Here is a 19,870-nt window from a genome sequence, read left to right on the forward strand (position 1 = left end):
TTTATCCGGTGATTATAGCAAAGAGGACACACCCGTTCCCATCCCGAACACGGAAGTTAAGCTCTTTAGCGCTGATGATACTTGGCGGGAAACTGCCTGGGAAAGTAGGACGTCGCCGGGTGATAAGTACAGTTAACAGCTGTACTTTTTATTTTGATAGATAACAGTTCTGCAGGACTGGAAGGCTCTGCCTTTAGTAGTTAAGAATGAAGAATTAAGAATTAAAAGAAGAAATTTGTTCAATGAACAAATTTCAACCAAAATTATTAATTATTCACTAATAATTCTTAATTGAAATTATCCGGTGATTACAGCAAAGAGGACACACCCGTTCCCATCCCGAACACGGAAGTTAAGCTCTTTAGCGCTGATGATACTTGGCGGGAAACTGCCTGGAAAAGCAGGTCGTCGCCGGGTAAAAAAACAGCTGAGTTATCAGCTGTTTTTTTATTGCGCAAAAACGAGGATTGCAAAGCCGGACGCCCCTTGTCATTAGCGGAAGTGTAAAGTAAAAAATAAGTAGCGTTTAACGCGGCCAAGGGACACAGATATCTATGGCGGGTAGAGGAGCAACTTTATTGACTGAGACTTGGTCAAAGTTGATATTTATTATTTTAAAGCAGAAAAGACGAGTATTTGTAACATTGCAAATGTATATACTTGTCATAAATGCATAAAAATAAATCAAATTCATAATTATAAGAAAATCTTGACAACATACATAAAAATTAATATAATGAATGTGCATACAATAATAATCGTTAAATTTGTCGGATAGCCAAAAAACATTTAATTTGTAAATTAATGTATTTGCTTAAGTGCGAAGGACAATCGGATTCTCTTTTTATGGGAAATCGATTGTGAGGCAAGGCATAAATGCGGTTGCAGCTGTAATGTGAACCTTTTCTTCGCAGACACAGTCTTGAAGAAAACAGGTATACTAAAATGGTGGTGATTATTTTGAATGATACAGCAATTAACGTTTATTCAGAAATCGGGAAGCTGAAGAAGGTTTTGCTTCACAGGCCCGGTAAGGAACTTGAAAACTTAATGCCGGAATATCTTGAAAGACTTCTATTTGACGATATTCCATATTTGGAAGTTGCACAGCAGGAGCATGATGCTTTTGCAGACATTTTCAAAGGTTTGGGGATTGAAGTGGTTTATTTGGAAGACCTGGTTGTAGATTCGCTAGTAAATGATGATATAAAACTTCAGTTTATCAATGAGTATATTGAAGAAGCAGGTATCAAGGAAAGCAGAGAGTCAGGGATTCTTAAGGATTATTTCCAGTCTTTTGAGAACACCAGGGAAATGGTTCTTAAAATGATGGAGGGCATAAGAAAGTCCGAGATAAATGATTACAGGGGACCCAGGCTGGCTGATTACCTGAGCAACCAGTATCCTTTTATAATCGATCCCATGCCTAACCTTTATTTTACGAGAGACCCTTTTGCCACAATAGGCGAAGGAGTATCCATTCACAAGATGCATACTGTAACAAGAAACAGAGAGACACTGTTTGCCAAGTATATTTTCAACTGCAACCCGAAGTACAAGGGAACAAATTTACTGTATGACAGGACAGAACGGTATTCTCTGGAGGGCGGGGATATACTTGTGCTGAATGAAGAAACGGTTGCCGTAGGAATTTCCCAAAGGACAAATCCAAACGCCATTGAAAAGTTTGCAGCTTCTCTTCTTACACAAGACAGCACATTCAAAAGAGTCCTGGCAATCGATATACCAAAGACAAGGGCTTTCATGCACCTTGATACCGTATTTACCATGGTGGATTTTGACAAGTTTACAATCCACCCGAACATCAAGTCAGACATGGCTGTGTATGTCCTTGAAAGGGGAAGTGACGGTAAAATCGGGATAACAGAAGGTAAGGGAACACTGGAGAACATCCTGAAGAAGGCTCTGAATCTTGACAGCATCAAGCTGATCAAGTGCGGAGGCAACAGCATAATAGATGCTGCCAGGGAACAATGGAATGACGGTTCCAATACGCTTTGCATAGCTCCCGGTGAAGTGATAGTTTATTCAAGAAACTATGTTACTAATCATATATTGCAGGAGGAGGGCATCAAGACATATATTATGCCGAGCTCCGAATTGTCAAGGGGAAGAGGCGGCCCAAGATGCATGAGCATGCCTCTCATAAGGGAAAGAATTTAAAAAAAACATTGCATTTGCAATAAATTTTTGGTAGTATATAAAAATACAATTAATATTATAATTAATCATGGAGGATTAAAAATGGCAGTAAACTTAAAAGGAAGAAGTTTTTTAACACTTATGGATTTTACGCCGGAAGAAATCAGATACATGCTGGACTTGTCACATGATCTGAAGTCTAAGAAGAGAGCAGGCGAAAGCAACTACCTGCTCAAGGGAAAGAATATAGTCCTGCTGTTTGAAAAAACATCAACAAGAACAAGGTGTGCATTTGAGGTTGCAGCTCTTGATGAAGGAGCACACGTGACATTCCTTGATTCAGGAAGTTCGCAGATGGGCAAAAAAGAATCACTGGAAGATACAGCGAAGGTTCTCGGAAGATTTTATGACGGAATCGAATACAGAGGATATAAACAGGAAGTGGTTGAAGAGCTTGCCAAGTATGCCGGAGTGCCTGTATGGAACGGTCTTACCGATGTTGACCATCCGACTCAGATATTGGCTGACCTGCTCACCATAGAAGAACATGTTGCAAAACCGCTTAACAAGGTAAAGGTAGTGTTTGCAGGAGACATAAGAAACAATATGTCCTATGCATGGATGTATGGATGCGCTAAGATGGGTATGCATTTTGTGGCTTTCGGACCTAAGGAGCTTCAGGACCAGCTGGATAAAGAAACGTTGAGAAGGGTTCAGGAAGTTGCCGATTATACAGGAGCTAAAATAGAAGTATCCGACAGCATCGAATCAGTAAAAGGAGCAGATGTTATCTACACAGACATCTGGGCTTCAATGGGCGAAGAAGCACAGATACCTGAAAGAGTAAAACTTCTGACACCGTACAAAGTTACCATGGACCTTATGAAGGCTACAGGAAACGATGATGCAATATTCATGCACTGCCTGCCTTCATTCCATGATTTTGAGACAAAAATGGCGAAGGAACAGAAGGAACTTGGTTACGACATAAGAGAAGTTACCGACGATGTTTTCAGAAGCAGACATTCAGTAGTGTTTGACGAAGCAGAAAACAGGCTTCACACCATAAAGGCAGTAATAGTGGCAACCATAGGCTAGAAAAGTCTGAATTTAGAGAGGTATTGCAATGGATAAAATAATAAAGGTTGTTATAGCGCTGGGAGGAAATGCCCTTGAAGATAAGAGCATGCCTTCAACAGCTGAAGCTCAGCTGGAAATAGTGAAAAGAACATGTGAGTATCTTGCTGAAATAAGCTGTGCAGGGTATGAAATAGCAATCGTGCACGGAAACGGACCGCAGGTGGGAAGGCTTCTGCTGGCTACAGAAACCGCAAAAAATGTTACACCGGCCATGCCGTTTGACGTATGTGGTGCAATGACACAGGGATATATAGGATATCACATTCAGCAGGGGCTTAAATATGCGCTTGCAAAAAGAAACAGGATTCTCCCGGTGGTGACCGTAGTTACTCAGGTCGTTGTGAACAAAAACGATCCTGCATTCATGAATCCTACAAAACCAATCGGAGTATTCTACACCGAAGAAGAAGCAAAGAAACTTGCTGCAGAAAAGGGCTACACAGTCAAGGAAGATGCAGGCAGGGGCTGGAGAAGGGTTGTACCATCACCGATGCCTGAGAGGATAATAGAAGTTGACACCATCAAAAGACTTTGGGATTCAACAATAGCAGTTGCCTGTGGCGGCGGAGGAGTTCCAGTCATAGAAAATGAGGATGGTTCAGTTGAAGGTATAGCAGCCGTTATAGACAAGGACCTGGCTGCTGAAAAGCTTGCAGAGGACATAGATGCTGATATACTGATGATACTTACCGAAGTGGAAAAGGTATCAATCAACTTCAAGAAACCGAACCAGGAAGACCTGGGACACATGACTGTTGCTGAAGCTGAAAAGTACATGGAAGAAGGACATTTCGCACCAGGCAGCATGCTTCCGAAAGTAATGGCATCAGTTAAGTTTGCAAAGTCAAAACCCGGAAAGAAATCCATAATAACTTCTTTGTACAAGTCCATGGATGCACTGAACGGACTGACTGGAACAGTAATAGAATAATAAATGAATTGTTTTAGAGAGCAACGGTTGTTGTATGTCTTCTCTCAATCCTCGGGATACAGATGAAGAATACGGATGAGTCTCCGGGAAACAGCGTAATATTTCCCGGACGCTCATTTAGTAAAGGCAGCAATCAAGGTTGCTCTTTTTTGTCTTTGATTGGATGTCAAATTGAGCGTTTTGATGTCGAAATGCAACTTTAATTGATAGAATTGCAATACAGAGAAAAATGATTGATTAATAATAATAAAGGTTTTGCAAAAATAAACATTTGAAAATATAAACAGTATGGTCTTTTAAAAGCTTAATTTTTTTTCGCGTTATTGAAAATTTAAATAAATGAAAGATGTTTTCAATAGTTTCGTATGTTTCATAAAATATATATATCTTGACTTTCATAGTAGAATGATGTATCCTTAAAGACATAAGTTTGAAAATCGAATACATTATAGTAGCTGCGCATAAAAAAGGAGGACTACTGATATGCAATCATCAAGAGAAATCATGCAAAAAACCGAAAAATATGGAGCCCACAATTACCACCCGAAGGAAGTTGTGTTTGAAAAGGCAGAAGGTGCAGTTGTTACAAATCCGGAAGGCGAGAAGTTTTATGATATGCTGAGCGCATATTCCGCACTGAATTTTGGGCATAGGCATCCCGAGCTGATACAGGCAGCAAAAGATCAGTTGGATAAGGTGACGCTGACGTCCAGAGCATTTCACAATAGCGTGCTTGGTGACTGGATGCAGAAGGTCTGCGAAGTTACAGGCAAGGATATGGTACTGCCTATGAATACCGGTGCGGAAGCTGTGGAGACTGCACTTAAGACTGCCAGAAGATGGGGCAGCTTTGTGAAGGGCGTTGAGGATGGAAAACAGGAAATACTAGTGTGTGCAAACAACTTCCATGGAAGAACCATAACCATAATAACAATGAGCACGGATCCGGATGCAAGAAGAGGGTACGGCCCGTTTACTCCGGGATTCAAGGTTATAGAATACGGCAGCATAGATCAGCTTAAAGCTGGCATTAATGAGAATACGGTTGCGTTTCTGGTTGAACCAATACAGGGAGAAGCCGGTATAATTGTTCCGCCGGCAGGTTTTCTAAAGGAAGCATACGAAGTGTGCAAAGCCAGCAACGTGCTTTTCATAGCTGATGAGGTGCAGACGGGATTTGCCCGTACCGGCAGAATGTTTGCCTGCGAGCACGAGGATGTCGTTCCGGACATATATGTTCTGGGGAAGGCCTTGGGCGGTGGAATCATAGCTGTTTCTGCCATAGCGGGAAACAAGGATATTCTTGGGGTGTTTGAGCCGGGGTCTCACGGTTCCACATTCGGAGGGAATCCTCTAGGAGCGGCTGTATCCTTAAAGGCGCTGGAGATAATCCAAAGAGATAATTATCCGGAAATGGCTGAGGAAAAAGGCAGGTATTTCATGGATAAGCTGAAGGAAATAAAAAACGACGACATAGTTGAAATAAGAGGAAGAGGCCTCCTCATAGGAGTGGAGTTTAGCGTAAATGCCGCCCCCTATGTCAAGAAGCTCATAGAGAACGGAGTTCTGGCAAAGGAAACTCATGAAAAGACCATAAGGTTTGCTCCTCCCATACCGATTACCTATGAACAGCTGGATGACGCCTGTGAAAAGATCAAAATGGCTCTTGCAAAATAATAATAAGTTAAAACCGGCTAAGCCGGTTTTTTATGAAAAAAAGCATCCCTTTCGGGATGCTTATATGTTTTGCTCCTGCAGATGTTTCAGTATCTGTCTTGTGGTGTGACCCTCAATGGACTTTACCGTAAGAGGAGCATTTCCGCTGTGTGACTTTAAATTCCTGAATGCGCTGGCGAGCATGAGCTTGATTCTGTTAATCTGATTTACTTCGCTGATGCCCGCGTCATAATCAATAGGCACGATGTTCGACATTGGATATGCACACTTAAGTTTTTTTATCATACCTTTGCCGGTGATGTGGTTGGGCAGGCACGCAAATGGCTGCAGGCAAAGTATGTTGTCAACTCCGCTGTCCAAAAGCTCAATCATTTCTCCCGTCAAGAACCATCCTTCTCCTGACTGATTAGCCAGGGACAGGAAATTCTGGGCTTTGTGTGCCAGTTCCCTTATGTTTGCCGGAGTTGAAAACCGCTTGGAGTTTCTGAAGGCTTCAACGCTGGGTTTTTTGTACAGGTCGATGGCCTTTACAGCTATTTTGTTCACTGCCCTTGATTTTTTGCTTCCTGCCAGCAGCTCGTCATACTTGACGATTCCGTTGAACGCACTGTATGAGAAGAAATCCAGCAAGTCCGGCACAACCACCTCAGCGCCTTCTTCCTCCAGCAGGGAGAACACGTCGTTGTTGGCATTGGGATGGAATTTCACAAGTATTTCTCCCACTATTCCGACTTTTGGCTTTTTAAGTTTCTCATCCAGTTCTATACGGTCAAAGTCGCTGACTATATCATTAATTGTCTTGATGTATTCTTTTATGCTGCCGCTCTCTATTACCTTGTGGCACTTTGAAACCCAGCTGTTGTAAAGCTCATTGACTGACCCCTTCACCTTTTCGTAAGGCCTTGTTCTGTAAGTTGCCCTCATCAGTGTGTCTCCAATTACCACAGCCATTACCAGCCTGTTTACGAATCCGGCCGTAAAATTGAAGCCGGGCTGTTTTTCAAGACCAACGACGTTGAAGGATATGACTGGTATGTTTCCGAAACCCGAGTCTTTAAGCGCCTTTTTGATGAAGCCGATGTAATTTGTTGCCCGGCATCCCCCTCCTGTCTGGGAAATCATGAGGGATGTGTTGTTAAGGTCGTACTTTCCTGATTCCAAAGCGTTTATGAGCTGGCCCACAACTATTATGGAAGGGTAGCAGGCATCGTTGTTTACAACCTTAAGCCCCACGTCCACCGCCTTCTTATCCACAGCAGGGAGAACAACACAGTTGTAGCCTGCCATTCTTGAAGCTGTTTCTATAAACTGGAAGTGAATGGGAGACATCTGCGGAATAAGGATGGTGTGTCTTTTCTTCATTTCCTTTGTAAACACAGGATGTGTGTCTTTTGCATCTGTATGCATGTGGTGAATTCCGGTATTGTCCCTCTCATCAATGGATGCCAGGAGTGAACGGATTCGGATTCTCACTGCTCCAAGGTTTGTTATTTCATCTATCTTAATAAGTGTGTATATCTTGTTGTTTTTCTGAAGTATTTCATTAACCTGATCCGTTGTTACCGCATCAAGGCCGCACCCAAAGGAGTTAAGCTGAATGAGCTCCATGTTATCCGTGTTTGAAACGTAGGTGGCGGCTCTGTAAAGTCTGGTGTGGTATGCCCACTGATCTATTACCCTCAAAGGCCTTTCAATGGGGTACTTTTCCTCCAGCGAATCCTCCGAAAGAACAATCAGACCATATCCTTCAATCATTTCAGGTATGCCGTGGTTAATTTCCGGGTCCGTATGGTAAGGTCTGCCTGCCAGGACTATGCCCTTTTTGCCTGTCTTGTTGATATAGTCGATGGCTTTTGCGCCTTCCGCCCTTACGTCTGCCTTGTATGCATAGAGCTCCTTGTATGCCTTATTCGCGGCTTCTTCTATCTCCTCCAATGTAAGCTCTTCCACCTGGCCTATTTCCCTGTAAAGTTTGCTTATAAGCCTATCCCTGTCATTGAAGTTTAGGAATGGCTTGTAGAACTTCACGTTTTTAAGATCAATGTTGGCTTCGATGGATTCCGGATAGGATACTACCACCGGACAGTTGAAATGGTTACCTGCATTTTCATCTTCCTTAATGTTGTATGAGATGCACGGATAGAATATTTTCGAAACCTTCTTATTAACCAGGTCTGTAATGTGTCCGTGGGTTATCTTGCCCGGATAGCACACCGATTCAGACGGTATTGTTCCCATGCCCAGCTCGTAAATTTTCTTGCTTGAAACTCCCGATAAAACAACCCTGTATCCCAGCTCCGTGAAGAATGTGAACCAGAATGGGTAGTCTTCGTACATGTTAAGAACCCGCGGTATTCCAATCATACCTCTTTTTGCTTCTGCAACCGGAAGAGGCTTGTAGTCGAACACGCGCTTATACTTGTACCTGTACAGATTGGGCAGCGGCTCTTTCTTTTCCGTATGAATGTATTTCTCAGCTCCGCGTTCGCAGCGGTTGCCGGAGACGAAGTATCTTCCGTCCGAAAATTTATTTATTGTCAAAAGGCAGTTGTTGGTGCACAGACCGCATCGTTCCATGGAAGTGTCAAAGGAGAATTTCTCCAGGTCTTCAGCCTTGACAAATTTGCTTTCCTTTGTTGGAACATACTTGTTTCTTGCTATAATTGCTGCTCCGAACGCTCCCATTATGCCGGCAATGTCCGGCCTTACAACTTCACGGCCTGTAATCTGCTCGAATGCCCTGAGTACAGAGTTGTTGTAGAATGTTCCTCCCTGAACAACAACCTTGTCGCCTATGGAGTCCAGGTTTTTAAGCCTTATGACCTTGAACAAGGCGTTCTTGATTACAGAGAAGGAAATTCCGGCTGAAATATCGCTTAAGGTAGCTCCTTCCCTCTGGGCCTGCTTAACTTTTGAATTCATAAAAACAGTGCATCTTGTCCCTAGATCCACCGGGTTTTTGGACTTTATGGCGGACTCTGCAAATTCATGGACCGTCATGTCCAGTGACTTTGCGAAGGTTTCAATGAATGAACCGCAGCCTGAGGAGCATGCCTCGTTCAGCATTATTGAATCGATGACTCCGTTTTTTATTACCATGCTCTTCATGTCCTGTCCGCCGATGTCAATGATAAAATCAACACCGTTCAGGAAGGAATCAGCTGCCTTGTAGTGGGCAACAGTTTCGATTTCACCTTCATCAACGTTAAGTGCTGCCTTGATGAGGTGCTCGCCGTAACCTGTAACGGCGGTGTTTTTAATCTGTATACCCGGATGCATTCCGGCGTACAGTTCCCGTACTGCCTTTACTGCAGAGTTAAGCGGGTTCCCTGCGTTGCTCGCGTAGTACGAATGCAGGATTTCACCGTCCTCTGTTATCAGAACCAGTTTGGTGGTGGTGCTTCCTGCGTCTATTCCCAAAAATGCAGACCCTGAATATTCCTCCATGTTTTTTCTTCTTGCTTTGTGCTTTTCATGGCGGGCAAGAAATTCCTCATATTCCTGTGGACTTTCAAAAAGTGGATTTAGGTCTTTTTTTCTGTATTCTATGGTGGAATGTTCCATCTTGTCTTTGATCTTGTCGTAAAGTTCGTTGAAACTCATGGCTTCATTGTCAACAGACATGAGAGCTGCTCCTATGGCCACATAAAAATTAGCATCATCAGGGCAGACAGAATTTTCATCCGTCAGCTCCAAGGTTTCCTTGAATCTGGTTCTAAGCTCTGAAAGAAAGAACAACGGGCCTCCCAAAAACGCAATATTGCCTTTAATGGGTCTTCCCTGGGCAAGTCCGCTTATGGTCTGATTGACAACAGCCTGAAAAATGGATGCTGCAATATCCTCCTGCCTTGCGCCCTCGTTTAAAAGAGGCTGCACGTCGGATTTGGCAAATACTCCGCATCTTGATGCTATTGGGTATATCGTTTTATGTTTTTTGGAAAGCTCGTTTAGTCCGGCAGCGTCCGTCTTCATGAGCACAGCCATCTGGTCTATGAATGCTCCAGTGCCGCCGGCGCATGAACCGTTCATACGCTGCTCCAAATTACCGGATAAATATGTTATCTTGGCATCTTCTCCGCCAAGTTCTATAACCACGTCTGTTGAAGGTATGAATTTTTCAATTGCCCTTGTGGATGCTGCAACTTCCTGCACAAATGGAATTTCCAGATATTTCGATACGTCAATGGCACCTGAACCTGTGATGCTTATTTTGACCATGCTGTCCTTCAGGCTTTCCGATGAATTTCTTATGACTTCGCTTACAGTGCTTCTTATGTCGGAATAATGCCTTTCGTATTCCTTGTAAACAATATTATCCTTGCTATCTATTACAGCTATTTTTACTGTAGTAGACCCAATGTCAAGCCCTACCAAGTAATTTTTCATTTATTTCCTCCAAAGCCAACGGCTTTATATTTATACTTCAATACATTATAATGTAAAATATATTATATCATGTTAAATATTAAAATCAACTTAAATAAATCTTACGATTGTCCTACTATAGCATGTATACAGCCGAAATGAAAATATTAAAATCGACAACGCTTCAAGAAAAAAATGTAGAATAAGAGGACAAATAAAAATACATACCTGTTGCATTTTTTTAAGTTAAAGTTTATAATATAATAGGCAAAACGTTTACACGCCAACTAACATTTCGTACTATCAGGAGGGTTTTATGAGAAGAAAAGTTTTATCTTTAGTAAGCTTATTATTGATTTTGACAATGCTTCTTTCTGCATGCGGCGGGACTGCGTCCGCTCCTGCCAAAGAAACCATTAAAATCGGATGGATCGGATCGTTGACAGGAGACCAGGCAGTTTGGGGAACATGTGAAAGCAACACAGTAAAAATGCTTATTGAAGAAGTAAACGCAAACGGAGGCATCCTCGGCAAACAGGTTGAAGGCATTTACTATGACACAAAGGGTGATGCTGCGGAAGCTGTAAACGCTACCAAGAGACTTATAACACAGGACGGAGTTGTGGCAATTATAGGACCTAACGCCAGCGGACAGGCAATATCCATTTCTGCTGTTCTGGAACAGTACAAGGTTCCCGATATAGCAACGGTTGCTACCAACCCGAAGGTTACAGTGGGCGAAGACGGAAAGGTAAAGGAATACAACTTCAGAGTTTGTTTCATAGATCCTTACCAGGGTGCGGTAGCCGCAGGATATGCTTATGACAGGCTGGGATTCAAGAACGCTGCAATATTGTACGATGTGGCAAGCGACTATTCACAGGGATTCACTGAATACTTTGAAAAGACATTTACTGAAAAAGGCGGAAAGATTGTTGCCAAGGAAGGATTCAAGGAAGGCGACGTGGATTTCAGACCACAGTTGAGCAAAATCAAGGATGCTAACCCAGATGTTATTCTGATGCCGTACTACTACAAGGAAGTTGCATTGAGTGCAAACCAGGCCAGAGATCTGGGAATCAAAGCCACGCTGATGGGCGGGGACGGATGGCCTTCAGATCAGCTTATGACAATGGCTAAGGACGCCATAGAGGGAAGCTACATAGTAAACCACCTGGATTTCAACGATCCTGAGGTTAAGCCGCTGCAGGATTCCTACAAGGCAAAATACAACCTGTCTATGGAACTGAACGGATACATGGCTCATGATGCATTTTTGCTTCTTAAGGCTGCAATCGAAGATGCAAACAGCACGGATCCTGCGAAGATAACCCAGTCAATGACTAAAGTTTCGGTTGAAGGAGTAACAGGAACCATAAAAATCAGCGAGGAAGATCACAACCCGGTAGGAAAACAGGCGGCTATCGTAAAAATTGAGAACGGCGGCTATGTGTTCCAGGAAAAATACGGAGTTCAATAATTATTAAGGCGGGCATGTCCCGCCTTCCTTTCAAAATCAGCAGGAGGTTTGTATGAGCAATACTTTATTCTTGCAGCAGGTAGTCAACGGGCTGTCCATAGGAAGCGTATACGCCCTTATGGCTGTAGGCTATTCACTGGTTTACAGCATAATGAACTTTTCAAACTTCGCCCACGGCGGCGTCATTATGATTGGTGCGTATATCGGTTATTTTAGTCTTACAAAGTTGAATGTTCCTTTTTTTATAGCATTTATTGTGTCTGCTTTAGGTGCCGGACTTTTGGCTGTTTCCATGGAAAGAGTTGTGTACAGGCCCCTCAGGAAAAGAAATGCGCCATTTTTGTACTTCATAATTTCAGCCATGGGTGCGTCCATATTTCTTGAAAACATAGTGATAGCATCTCCCATAGGTCCGACGTTTCGGACTTATCCGGCCATATTTTCTTCGACTCCCATAATGCTGGGAGACATAGCGCTGGGAAGGATAGACCTTCTTATGTTCGTTATTTCAGCAGTGAGTCTGGCTGCTTTGATATACATAATCGAAAAGACAAAGATTGGGCTTTCCATCAGGGCAACTTCATACAGCATCAAGGGAAGCACACTGATGGGAGTCAATGTGGACATGGTCATATTCATAATATTTGCAATGGGAGGGATTCTTGCAGGGCTTGCAGGGATGCTTTTCGGCATGAAGTACACCGTGTATCCGCAGATAGGCAACATAACAACAAAATCATTCATAGCAGCAGTGTTCGGAGGGCTGGGAAGCCTGCCGGGAGCGGTTGTGGGTTCGGTTTTGCTGGGGCTTATCGAAACAATGACTTCCGGATATTTGTCCTCCCAATACAGAGATCTGATTGCATTCGCTCTTTTGATTCTGGTGCTTGTTTTCAAGCCTACGGGACTCATGGGCAAATCAACGGAAGACAAGGCGTAGGAGGTGGCGTATGAGTTGGGGTTATATATCAGGTATACTGATTTTATCAGGAATTAACTTAATGACAGTATTGGGTCTGTCACTGCTGACAGGCTTTACGGGAATGTTCTCCTTCGGTCATGCAGGATTCATGGCCATAGGTGCGTACACTGCTGCAATAATGACCACAAAGTTTGCCTTTCCTTACATACTTGCACTTTTAATGGGAGGATGTGCTGCTCTGGTGGCCAGCCTTCTCATAGGAAAGCTCACACTTAACCTTAAGGGAGACTACTTCTGCATTGCAACGCTGGGATTCGGTGAGGCAACAAGGCTCATTCTGGACAACGTGCAGTATTTTGGCGGCGCAAGAGGATTGTCGGGAATAGAAACCAAGGGAACCACCACGCTGTTTGCTGTAGTTATAATAGATATAGTTGCAATCACCGTCCTTGCACTCATAATCAGATCGAGGCACGGAAGAAACATGGTTGCTATCAGGGAAGAGGAGATGGCTGCACAGGTAATAGGTGTCGATGTGTTCAGGTACAAGATGACAGCTCTTGCCATAAGCGCATTGTACGCAGGGATAGCTGGAGGAATGTTTGCCCACTACATGGGATACATTCAGCCTACCATGTTCAAACTGGTAAAATCCACAGAGATGACCATTATAGTAATATTCGGTGGTCTCGGAAGCATATCCGGAAGCGTAATAGGAACCGTGCTTCTCACATTCCTTCCTGAAATACTGAGGAGTTTCTACGACTGGAGGCTTGTAATTTACGGTGTGGCCGTAATCCTGATCATGATCACAAGGCCGCAGGGTCTTATGGGAGGAAAGGAAATCAGCTACAAAGGAATTGTTAAGCTTATAGAAAAGGTTAAAAACAAAAAAGGGGAGGTAAAATCATGAATGTGCTTTCTCTTAAGGATGTTACCAAAAGGTTCGGGGGACTTACGGCTGTGGACACCGTGAACTTCGACATAGACGAAGGCGAGATATTCGGTCTCATAGGTCCCAACGGAGCCGGAAAAACAACCATATTCAATTTAATAACAGCAATCTATTCAACAACCGAAGGTGAAATAATATTTTGCGGCAAAAATCTGAAGGGAATGAAACCCTTTGAAATAGCCAATATGGGTATAACAAGGACCTTTCAGAACATAAGGCTTTTTAAGAAACTCACTGTATATGACAACGTGCTTACGGCATGTCACAAGCTGGCAGACTACAGCCTGCTTGATTCAATTATAAGGATAGGAAAATACAAAAAACAGGAAAAGGAACTTAACATCAAGGCTGCAGAGCTTCTGAAGCTCATGGGACTTTGGGACTACAGGGATGTTGTAGCGTCAAACCTTCCATACGGTCTTCAGAGAAAGCTTGAAATAGCCAGGGCCCTGGCGCTGGAGCCAAAGCTTTTGCTGCTGGATGAACCTGCAGCAGGCATGAACCCGGAGGAAACTATGCAGCTCATGGAACTCATAAAGGAAATCCGCAAAAGATTCAGCCTTACGGTTCTCATCATAGAGCACCACATGGATCTTATAATGGGTGTATGCGACAGGATATTCGTCCTTAATTTTGGCATTCCTCTTGCCCTTGGAACACCAAAGGAGATACAGGAAAACAAAAATGTCATCGAAGCTTATCTGGGAAAAGAGGAGGGTAATTATGCTGAAGGTTGATAATTTGAACGTTTTTTACGGAGGAATTCATGCGCTCAAGGGAGTGTCCATAAACGTGGAGCAGGGTCAGATAGTGTCCATAATAGGGTCCAACGGCGCAGGAAAGTCAACGCTCATCAATTCCATAAGCGGCATAGTGAGGTACAAAGAAGGCGATATCACCTACAAGGGCAGCAAGCTTCCCAGGCAGGCACACAAGATAGTGAAGGCCGGTATATGCCAGGTGCCTGAAGGAAGAATCATTTTTGCAAACCTTACAGTAATGGAAAATCTGAACATGGGAGCCTTTTTACGAAGCGATAAAGAGGTCATAGAAAAGGACAAGAAAAGGATATTTGAACTGTTCCCAATATTGAAGCAAAGGGAAAACCAGCTGGCAGGAACGCTTTCGGGAGGAGAACAGCAGATGCTTGCCATGGGCAGAGGTCTCATGTCAAACCCGGAGCTGATACTCCTTGACGAACCGTCTTTGGGGCTTGCACCGCTTTTAATAAACACCATATTTGATATAATAACGGAAATAAGAAACATGGGTAAGACAATACTTCTGGTGGAACAAAACGCCTTTAAGGCGCTGTCCATTGCCGACAGGGCATATGTGCTTGAACAGGGCGTGGTGACATTGGAAGGTGACGCTAAGGCCCTTATAAAGGATGACAAGGTGCAGGAAGCGTACCTTGGAAAGAAAAAGGAAATTGCTCAGCCATAGTGCCAAAATCCCGATCAGTCGGGATTTTTTTGTGAGACATAGTTTCCTGGTTATGCTTCCAGGCAACTTTTTGTTGATTATATTTTTATATGAGTGTATTATGTAATTAATAAATTGTAAAGGACGGTGACTCATTTGAAAATCACATATTTGGGACATTCTGCTCTCGTGGTTGAGGAAGGTTCGTTCAAGGGAATCATAGACCCGTTTATTTCAGGAAACCCGTCAAGCATTGCCAGCGTTGAAGGCTTGAAAAATATTACCCATGTATTTGTAACTCACGGACACGGGGACCATTTGGGAGATGCCGTTGAAATTGCACGTAACAACAATTCCCTCATTATAGCCAACGCTGAAATCTGTGCATACCTGAACCGATTCAAGGTAAGAACTCACTCCATGCACATCGGAGGAAGGTACAGGTTTGACTTCGGTACTGTTAAGATGACTACCGCGCTTCACGGCTCAGGAATAACCGACGGCGGCAACATCATATGCGGAGGCAACCCCTGCGGTTTTGTAATCGAAGTGGCAGGCAGGAAAATATATCACGCAGGAGATACGGGCCTTACTCTTGACATGAATCTATTGGAAGATGAAAACATTGATGCGGCGTTTCTTCCCATAGGCGGAAACTATACCATGGACATTGACGACGCGGTGAAGGCTGCCCGGTTTGTAAAGGCAAAGGTAACCGTGCCCATCCACTACAACACCTTCGGAGTGATTGCTGCTGATCCAGCAGATTTTTTGAATAAAGCTAAGGGCCTGGACGTAGTAATTCTTGGCATTAACGAGAGCATGAACCTTTAGGAAATATTTGATATGCATGTATTGAATACTAAAAATGCATATGGTATAATACAAAAGCAGCATGAAAAACATGGGAGGTTCAGATGTTTGCTTTAATATTGATTTTAAACGACATTTACAAGCTTGATGACATACATGAGGTATTTTACGAAGAGGAAATTGGTGCAACAACAATCGACAGCCAGGGAATGGGCAAAGTGTTGCTGGACCATAACATAAATGTACCTATGCTTGCAAGCATGAGAAAGCTTATTGACGGAAGAAAGCCTTACAGCAAGATAGTTTTCAGCATCATAAAGGATAAGGAAAAGCTTGATAAGGTTGCTGAAAAAATACAAAAGGAACTGGATTATTTCAGGGAGCCGGGCGTAGGTTTCATGTTTGTAATGCCGGTGCTGGAAGTATACGGCTCCAATGCTGACGACTTAAAGTAAATATATTGATGATAAAGGTATGGTATTCATGCCTTTTTTTATTTGGCAGATTAGGCAGGAAAAGCGCAGTATTGTTAACCGGATTTAACATGTAAATAAAAAAGTATTGTGTCAAAAATTTATAAAATTTATTGAATAAAGCAGTTGACATTTTATTAGAGGAGGAATATAATTATTTTAGAGTAAATGATAATGATTATCAATATCGAAATCATGAAGGAGAAAACTATGACACTGGACAATATTAAGCCTGGTCAAGGCGGAATAATTGCATCAATAGGCGGACAGGGCGTGCTGAGAAGAAGACTTCTTGACATGGGACTCACACCAAACACGAAGGTGAAGGTTAGAAAAGTCGCTCCCATGGGAGACCCTATAGAATTGTCTTTAAGGAGCTACATACTGACAATAAGGAAAGAAGAAGCTTCTAAAATTGAATTGAAAGAGGTTTTCGGCGTATGAAGCATGTCTTTGCCCTGGCAGGAAATCAAAATTCGGGAAAAACCACGCTGTACAACGAGCTTACAGGAAGCAACCAGCATGTGGGGAACTTTCCCGGCGTCACCATAGAAAAAAAGGAAGGTCAGATAAAAAAGCACAAGGATGCTTACCTGGTGGATCTTCCCGGAATATATTCCCTGTCACCGTACACCATGGAAGAAGTGGTAACCAGGGACTTCTTGCTGAAAGAAAATCCAGATCTGATCTTGAACATAGTTGACGCCACCAATATAGAAAGAAACCTGTACCTGACTCTTCAGCTAATGGAGCTTTCCATTCCCATGGTCATCGCCCTGAACATGATGGATGAGGTGAGAGCCAGCGGAAACTCCATCGACGTAAAAAGGCTTTCCGAACAGCTGGGCGTTCCTGTAGTGCCCATATCAGCCAGCAAGAACGAAGGAATCTCGGAGCTGGTTGATGTGGCCATGAAGACGGCACAGGAAAAAAGGGCTCCCAAAAAGCTCGACTTCTGTACCGGAGAAGTTCACAAGGCAATACACGCCATAACCCATCTGGTGGCTGACCAGGCTGAAATAGCAGGCTATCCGCCCCGCTTTGCAGCTACAAAGCTTGTGGAAGGGGACGAGCCTACCATAAAGGTTTTGAACATAACAGAAAATCAGCTTCACATAATCGATCATGTGGTTGATGATATGGAAAAGGCTCTGAACACCGACAGAGAAGCCGCACTGGCTGACATGAGGTACACGTACATTGAACAGATATGCTCTGAATCAGTAATAAAAAAGCAGGAAACAAAGGAGCAGATCCGTTCGGAAAAAATTGACAGAATCCTAACCCACAAGTATTTAGGTATACCCATATTCTTCGGCATTATGTTTATGGTGTTCTGGCTGACCTTTGGAGCCATAGGAGCTCCGCTGCAGGGATTTCTTGAAGAAATCATAGCTGTTGCAACAGAATTGGCTTCAGCTACGCTTGTGTCTCTGGAAGTGAGCGGATGGGTACATTCTCTTGTAATAGACGGTATATTTGCAGGCGTCGGAAGCGTCCTATCGTTTCTTCCTTTGATAGTGATACTGTTTTTCTTCCTTTCATTGCTTGAAGACAGCGGATATATGGCAAGGGTGGCTTTCCTGATGGATAAGCTGCTCAGGAAAATAGGTCTTTCAGGAAGGTCTTTTGTGCCTATGCTCATTGGATTCGGCTGCAGCGTTCCTGCAATAATGTCCACAAGGACGCTGTCAAGCGAACGAGACCGCAAAATGACCATTGTGCTGACACCGTTCATGTCATGCAGTGCTAAGCTTCCCATATATGGAATGATAACCATGACATTTTTCCCTGACAATGCGGCTATTGTCATGATAGCTCTTTACTTCATGGGTATTCTGGCAGCCGTGCTTTCGGGCTTCTTGCTGAAGAGCACCGTGTTCAAGGGTGAACCCGTGCCGTTTGTAATGGAACTTCCGGCGTACAGGATTCCTTCAAGGAAAAGCGTAATTCTGCACATGTGGGAAAAAGGAAAAGACTTTATACAGAGAGCATTCACCGTAATTTTCCTGGGCACAATAATAATCTGGTTTTTGCAAAGCTTCGACTGGTCCTTCAACATGGTTGATGACAGTACAAAGAGCATACTGGCTGCCATGGGCTCATTGATTGCACCGTTGTTCATACCGTTGGGCTTCAATGACTGGAGAGCTTCAACCGCTCTTATTACAGGACTCACCGCAAAGGAAGCAGTTGTGAGTACACTGACGGTTCTAACGGGAGCTGTTACCGATGCTGATCTTTCTGCAGTTCTCAGCACAATATTCACTCCTGCCAGTGCATTTGCATTTTTAACGTTCAGCCTTTTGTACATGCCTTGCATAGCAGCCTTTGCAGCAACCAAGAGAGAGCTTGGATCCTTTAAGTATGCTGTAATGACAGCCGTCTACCAGACACTGACGGCGTTTGTGGCAGGAATGCTGGTTTATCAGATTGGAAGTCTGTTCATATAGGAGGTATTATGAATACGGCAGATATAGTAATAGTAGTCACTATTGCAGCAATTGCTGCATTGGTCGTGAGATACATGAGAAAAAGAAAGAAAGAAGGCGCAGGCTGTTCCGGGTGCTCCGGATGCAGCAGCAGTAGCTGTGCCTCCAGACAATAACCGCTGAGATATCAGCGGTTTTTTATATAATAAGAAAGTTCTCTTTCTTATTATATAAAAAACGAGGATTGCAAAGGACGGGACGTCCTTGCCGTCAAGGAGGGTTCTCAGCAAAAATGCGGAAGCAGTTTTGCGCCGAAGGGGGACATAGGTCCCCCAAGCGGAGTTGCGGAGCAGCATTTTTATATAATTGGATAACTCTTTCCGTTGACGGGAGGAGTCAGTATATTCAGAAATATTGCTGCTAAAACAACACACAAGTGTCCTGCTTGAATAAAATGGCTGTATATTGATTGAGAGGAGTATCATATGGATGATTTTTCTTTAAACAGCCGGCAATTTCGGCCTGTGCAGAACAATGTCATACGAGTGCAGAACGCCGTTATAGAAAATATAGACAGGAACAACAGGACAGGACTTGTAACCATCTCATATAGACCCATGGGAGATTTTTTCATGTGTCCTGAGGAGGTTGTGGCTTTGAATGTTAGTACGGATACGTTTATTTCCGATAATTCCGGAAACAGGCTTTGGCTGAGGGATTTGCAGGAAGGAATGGTTGTGGATGCTGAATTTTCAAGTGTCATGACCAGAAGCATGCCTCCCCAGGCCAGAGCTTACAGAATTACCGTTATGGAAGGCAGCTTAAGCAATCAGGTCACTGAAGGGATGGTCCTTGATGTGGACCTCAATAACAGGTTTCTTTACACGGGCAATCCAGATGACATATACAGCCAGATAAGGTTTGTCATCACTGATTCCACAGCAATAAGAAACAGGAGGGGAAGGCGCATAAGATTAGAGGACCTGAGAGTTGGAGATTTCGTAAGGGTTGTGCATGCTTCGTTTATGACCATGAGCATCCCGCCACAGACAACGGCCTACGAAGTGCAGGTTCTGTAATTGTGCCACGGTTTT

At 43.4% G+C, this 19,870-nt stretch carries 16 protein-coding genes and 2 rRNA genes; 17 read left to right on the plus strand and 1 reads right to left on the minus strand.

Annotation, left to right across the window (positions count from 1 at the left end; genetic code table 11):
• Positions 1-4 precede the first annotated feature (4 nt).
• From rrf (AAGU76_RS17700) to rocD, 6 genes are all read left to right on the plus strand, one after another.
• A 5S ribosomal RNA gene (gene rrf, locus AAGU76_RS17700) occupies positions 5-121 on the plus strand.
• A gap of 179 nt (positions 122-300) precedes the next feature.
• Positions 301-417 (plus strand): 5S ribosomal RNA (rrf, locus tag AAGU76_RS17705).
• A gap of 540 nt (positions 418-957) precedes the next feature.
• Positions 958-2,184, plus strand: a complete 1,227-nt coding sequence (gene arcA / locus AAGU76_RS17710) for an arginine deiminase (protein ID WP_342486984.1) — start codon at positions 958-960, stop codon at positions 2,182-2,184.
• Between the two features lie 81 nt (positions 2,185-2,265).
• Positions 2,266-3,261 carry an ornithine carbamoyltransferase gene (gene argF, locus AAGU76_RS17715; RefSeq protein WP_342486846.1) on the plus strand — a complete coding sequence of 332 codons (996 nt, stop codon included), beginning with the start codon at positions 2,266-2,268 and terminating at the stop codon, positions 3,259-3,261.
• A gap of 28 nt (positions 3,262-3,289) precedes the next feature.
• Positions 3,290-4,234, plus strand: a complete 945-nt coding sequence (gene arcC, locus AAGU76_RS17720) for a carbamate kinase (RefSeq protein ID WP_342486847.1) — start codon at positions 3,290-3,292, stop codon at positions 4,232-4,234.
• A 483-nt stretch (positions 4,235-4,717) separates the two neighbouring features.
• Positions 4,718-5,911: an ornithine--oxo-acid transaminase gene (gene rocD / locus AAGU76_RS17725; RefSeq protein WP_342486848.1), complete on the plus strand. Its 1,194-nt coding sequence runs from the start codon at positions 4,718-4,720 to the stop codon at positions 5,909-5,911.
• 60 nt (positions 5,912-5,971) lie between these two features.
• Here the strand turns inward: rocD and AAGU76_RS17730 are convergent, their stop codons facing one another.
• A complete protein-coding gene (locus AAGU76_RS17730) occupies positions 5,972-10,297 on the minus strand; it encodes an acyl-CoA dehydratase activase-related protein (RefSeq protein ID WP_342486849.1) in 4,326 nt (1,441 codons plus the stop codon).
• 295 nt (positions 10,298-10,592) lie between these two features.
• Here AAGU76_RS17730 and AAGU76_RS17735 point away from each other — a divergent pair, with 295 nt between their 5' ends.
• The 11 genes from AAGU76_RS17735 to AAGU76_RS17785 all read left to right on the plus strand — a co-directional run bounded on the left by AAGU76_RS17735 (position 10,593) and on the right by AAGU76_RS17785 (position 19,855).
• Positions 10,593-11,756: an ABC transporter substrate-binding protein gene (locus tag AAGU76_RS17735; RefSeq protein WP_342486850.1), complete on the plus strand. Its 1,164-nt coding sequence runs from the start codon at positions 10,593-10,595 to the stop codon at positions 11,754-11,756.
• A 52-nt stretch (positions 11,757-11,808) separates the two neighbouring features.
• On the plus strand, positions 11,809-12,696 hold the full coding sequence (locus tag AAGU76_RS17740) for a branched-chain amino acid ABC transporter permease (RefSeq protein ID WP_342486851.1): 888 nt from the start codon (positions 11,809-11,811) through the stop codon (positions 12,694-12,696).
• 10 nt (positions 12,697-12,706) lie between these two features.
• Positions 12,707-13,591 (plus strand): branched-chain amino acid ABC transporter permease, encoded by an 885-nt coding sequence (locus tag AAGU76_RS17745; RefSeq protein ID WP_342486852.1) that lies wholly within the window; start codon positions 12,707-12,709, stop codon positions 13,589-13,591.
• Positions 13,588-14,370 (plus strand): ABC transporter ATP-binding protein, encoded by a 783-nt coding sequence (locus tag AAGU76_RS17750; protein ID WP_342486853.1) that lies wholly within the window; start codon positions 13,588-13,590, stop codon positions 14,368-14,370. Before AAGU76_RS17745 ends, AAGU76_RS17750 begins: the two co-directional genes overlap by 4 nt.
• On the plus strand, positions 14,357-15,079 hold the full coding sequence (locus AAGU76_RS17755; protein ID WP_342486854.1) for an ABC transporter ATP-binding protein: 723 nt from the start codon (positions 14,357-14,359) through the stop codon (positions 15,077-15,079). Before AAGU76_RS17750 ends, AAGU76_RS17755 begins: the two co-directional genes overlap by 14 nt.
• Positions 15,080-15,214: 135 nt before the next feature.
• Complete coding sequence (locus AAGU76_RS17760; protein ID WP_342486855.1) at positions 15,215-15,892, plus strand: metal-dependent hydrolase; 678 nt, start codon at positions 15,215-15,217, stop codon at positions 15,890-15,892.
• Between the two features lie 83 nt (positions 15,893-15,975).
• Positions 15,976-16,326, plus strand: a complete 351-nt coding sequence (locus tag AAGU76_RS17765; protein ID WP_342486856.1) for a hypothetical protein — start codon at positions 15,976-15,978, stop codon at positions 16,324-16,326.
• Between the two features lie 228 nt (positions 16,327-16,554).
• Positions 16,555-16,788: a FeoA family protein gene (locus tag AAGU76_RS17770; RefSeq protein ID WP_342486857.1), complete on the plus strand. Its 234-nt coding sequence runs from the start codon at positions 16,555-16,557 to the stop codon at positions 16,786-16,788.
• Positions 16,785-18,797: a ferrous iron transport protein B gene (gene feoB, locus AAGU76_RS17775; RefSeq protein WP_342486858.1), complete on the plus strand. Its 2,013-nt coding sequence runs from the start codon at positions 16,785-16,787 to the stop codon at positions 18,795-18,797. The genes AAGU76_RS17770 and feoB overlap by 4 nt, the downstream gene beginning before the upstream one ends.
• A gap of 8 nt (positions 18,798-18,805) precedes the next feature.
• Positions 18,806-18,952, plus strand: coding sequence for a FeoB-associated Cys-rich membrane protein (locus AAGU76_RS17780; RefSeq protein ID WP_342486859.1), 147 nt, complete (start codon positions 18,806-18,808; stop codon positions 18,950-18,952).
• A 309-nt stretch (positions 18,953-19,261) separates the two neighbouring features.
• Positions 19,262-19,855: a hypothetical protein gene (locus AAGU76_RS17785; RefSeq protein WP_342486860.1), complete on the plus strand. Its 594-nt coding sequence runs from the start codon at positions 19,262-19,264 to the stop codon at positions 19,853-19,855.
• Positions 19,856-19,870 lie beyond the last annotated feature (15 nt).

Source organism: Sedimentibacter sp. (assembly GCF_038562225.1).
Taxonomy (GTDB): domain Bacteria; phylum Bacillota; class Clostridia; order Tissierellales; family Sedimentibacteraceae; genus Sedimentibacter.

Excerpts from the sequence above, each read along its gene's own strand:
- AAGU76_RS17730 (WP_342486849.1), bottom strand. The coding sequence starts at position 10,297 with ATGAAAAATTACTTGGTAGGGCTTGACATTGGGTCTACTACAGTAAAA.
- rocD (WP_342486848.1), top strand. The coding sequence starts at position 4,718 with ATGCAATCATCAAGAGAAATCATGCAAAAAACCGAAAAATATGGAGCC.
- arcC (WP_342486847.1), top strand. The coding sequence starts at position 3,290 with ATGGATAAAATAATAAAGGTTGTTATAGCGCTGGGAGGAAATGCCCTT.
- AAGU76_RS17765 (WP_342486856.1), top strand. The coding sequence starts at position 15,976 with ATGTTTGCTTTAATATTGATTTTAAACGACATTTACAAGCTTGATGAC.
- argF (WP_342486846.1), top strand. The coding sequence starts at position 2,266 with ATGGCAGTAAACTTAAAAGGAAGAAGTTTTTTAACACTTATGGATTTT.
- AAGU76_RS17750 (WP_342486853.1), top strand. The coding sequence starts at position 13,588 with ATGAATGTGCTTTCTCTTAAGGATGTTACCAAAAGGTTCGGGGGACTT.
- AAGU76_RS17755 (WP_342486854.1), top strand. The coding sequence starts at position 14,357 with ATGCTGAAGGTTGATAATTTGAACGTTTTTTACGGAGGAATTCATGCG.
- AAGU76_RS17785 (WP_342486860.1), top strand. The coding sequence starts at position 19,262 with ATGGATGATTTTTCTTTAAACAGCCGGCAATTTCGGCCTGTGCAGAAC.
- AAGU76_RS17735 (WP_342486850.1), top strand. The coding sequence starts at position 10,593 with ATGAGAAGAAAAGTTTTATCTTTAGTAAGCTTATTATTGATTTTGACA.
- AAGU76_RS17740 (WP_342486851.1), top strand. The coding sequence starts at position 11,809 with ATGAGCAATACTTTATTCTTGCAGCAGGTAGTCAACGGGCTGTCCATA.
- AAGU76_RS17770 (WP_342486857.1), top strand. The coding sequence starts at position 16,555 with ATGACACTGGACAATATTAAGCCTGGTCAAGGCGGAATAATTGCATCA.
- AAGU76_RS17745 (WP_342486852.1), top strand. The coding sequence starts at position 12,707 with ATGAGTTGGGGTTATATATCAGGTATACTGATTTTATCAGGAATTAAC.
- feoB (WP_342486858.1), top strand. The coding sequence starts at position 16,785 with ATGAAGCATGTCTTTGCCCTGGCAGGAAATCAAAATTCGGGAAAAACC.
- AAGU76_RS17780 (WP_342486859.1), top strand. The coding sequence starts at position 18,806 with ATGAATACGGCAGATATAGTAATAGTAGTCACTATTGCAGCAATTGCT.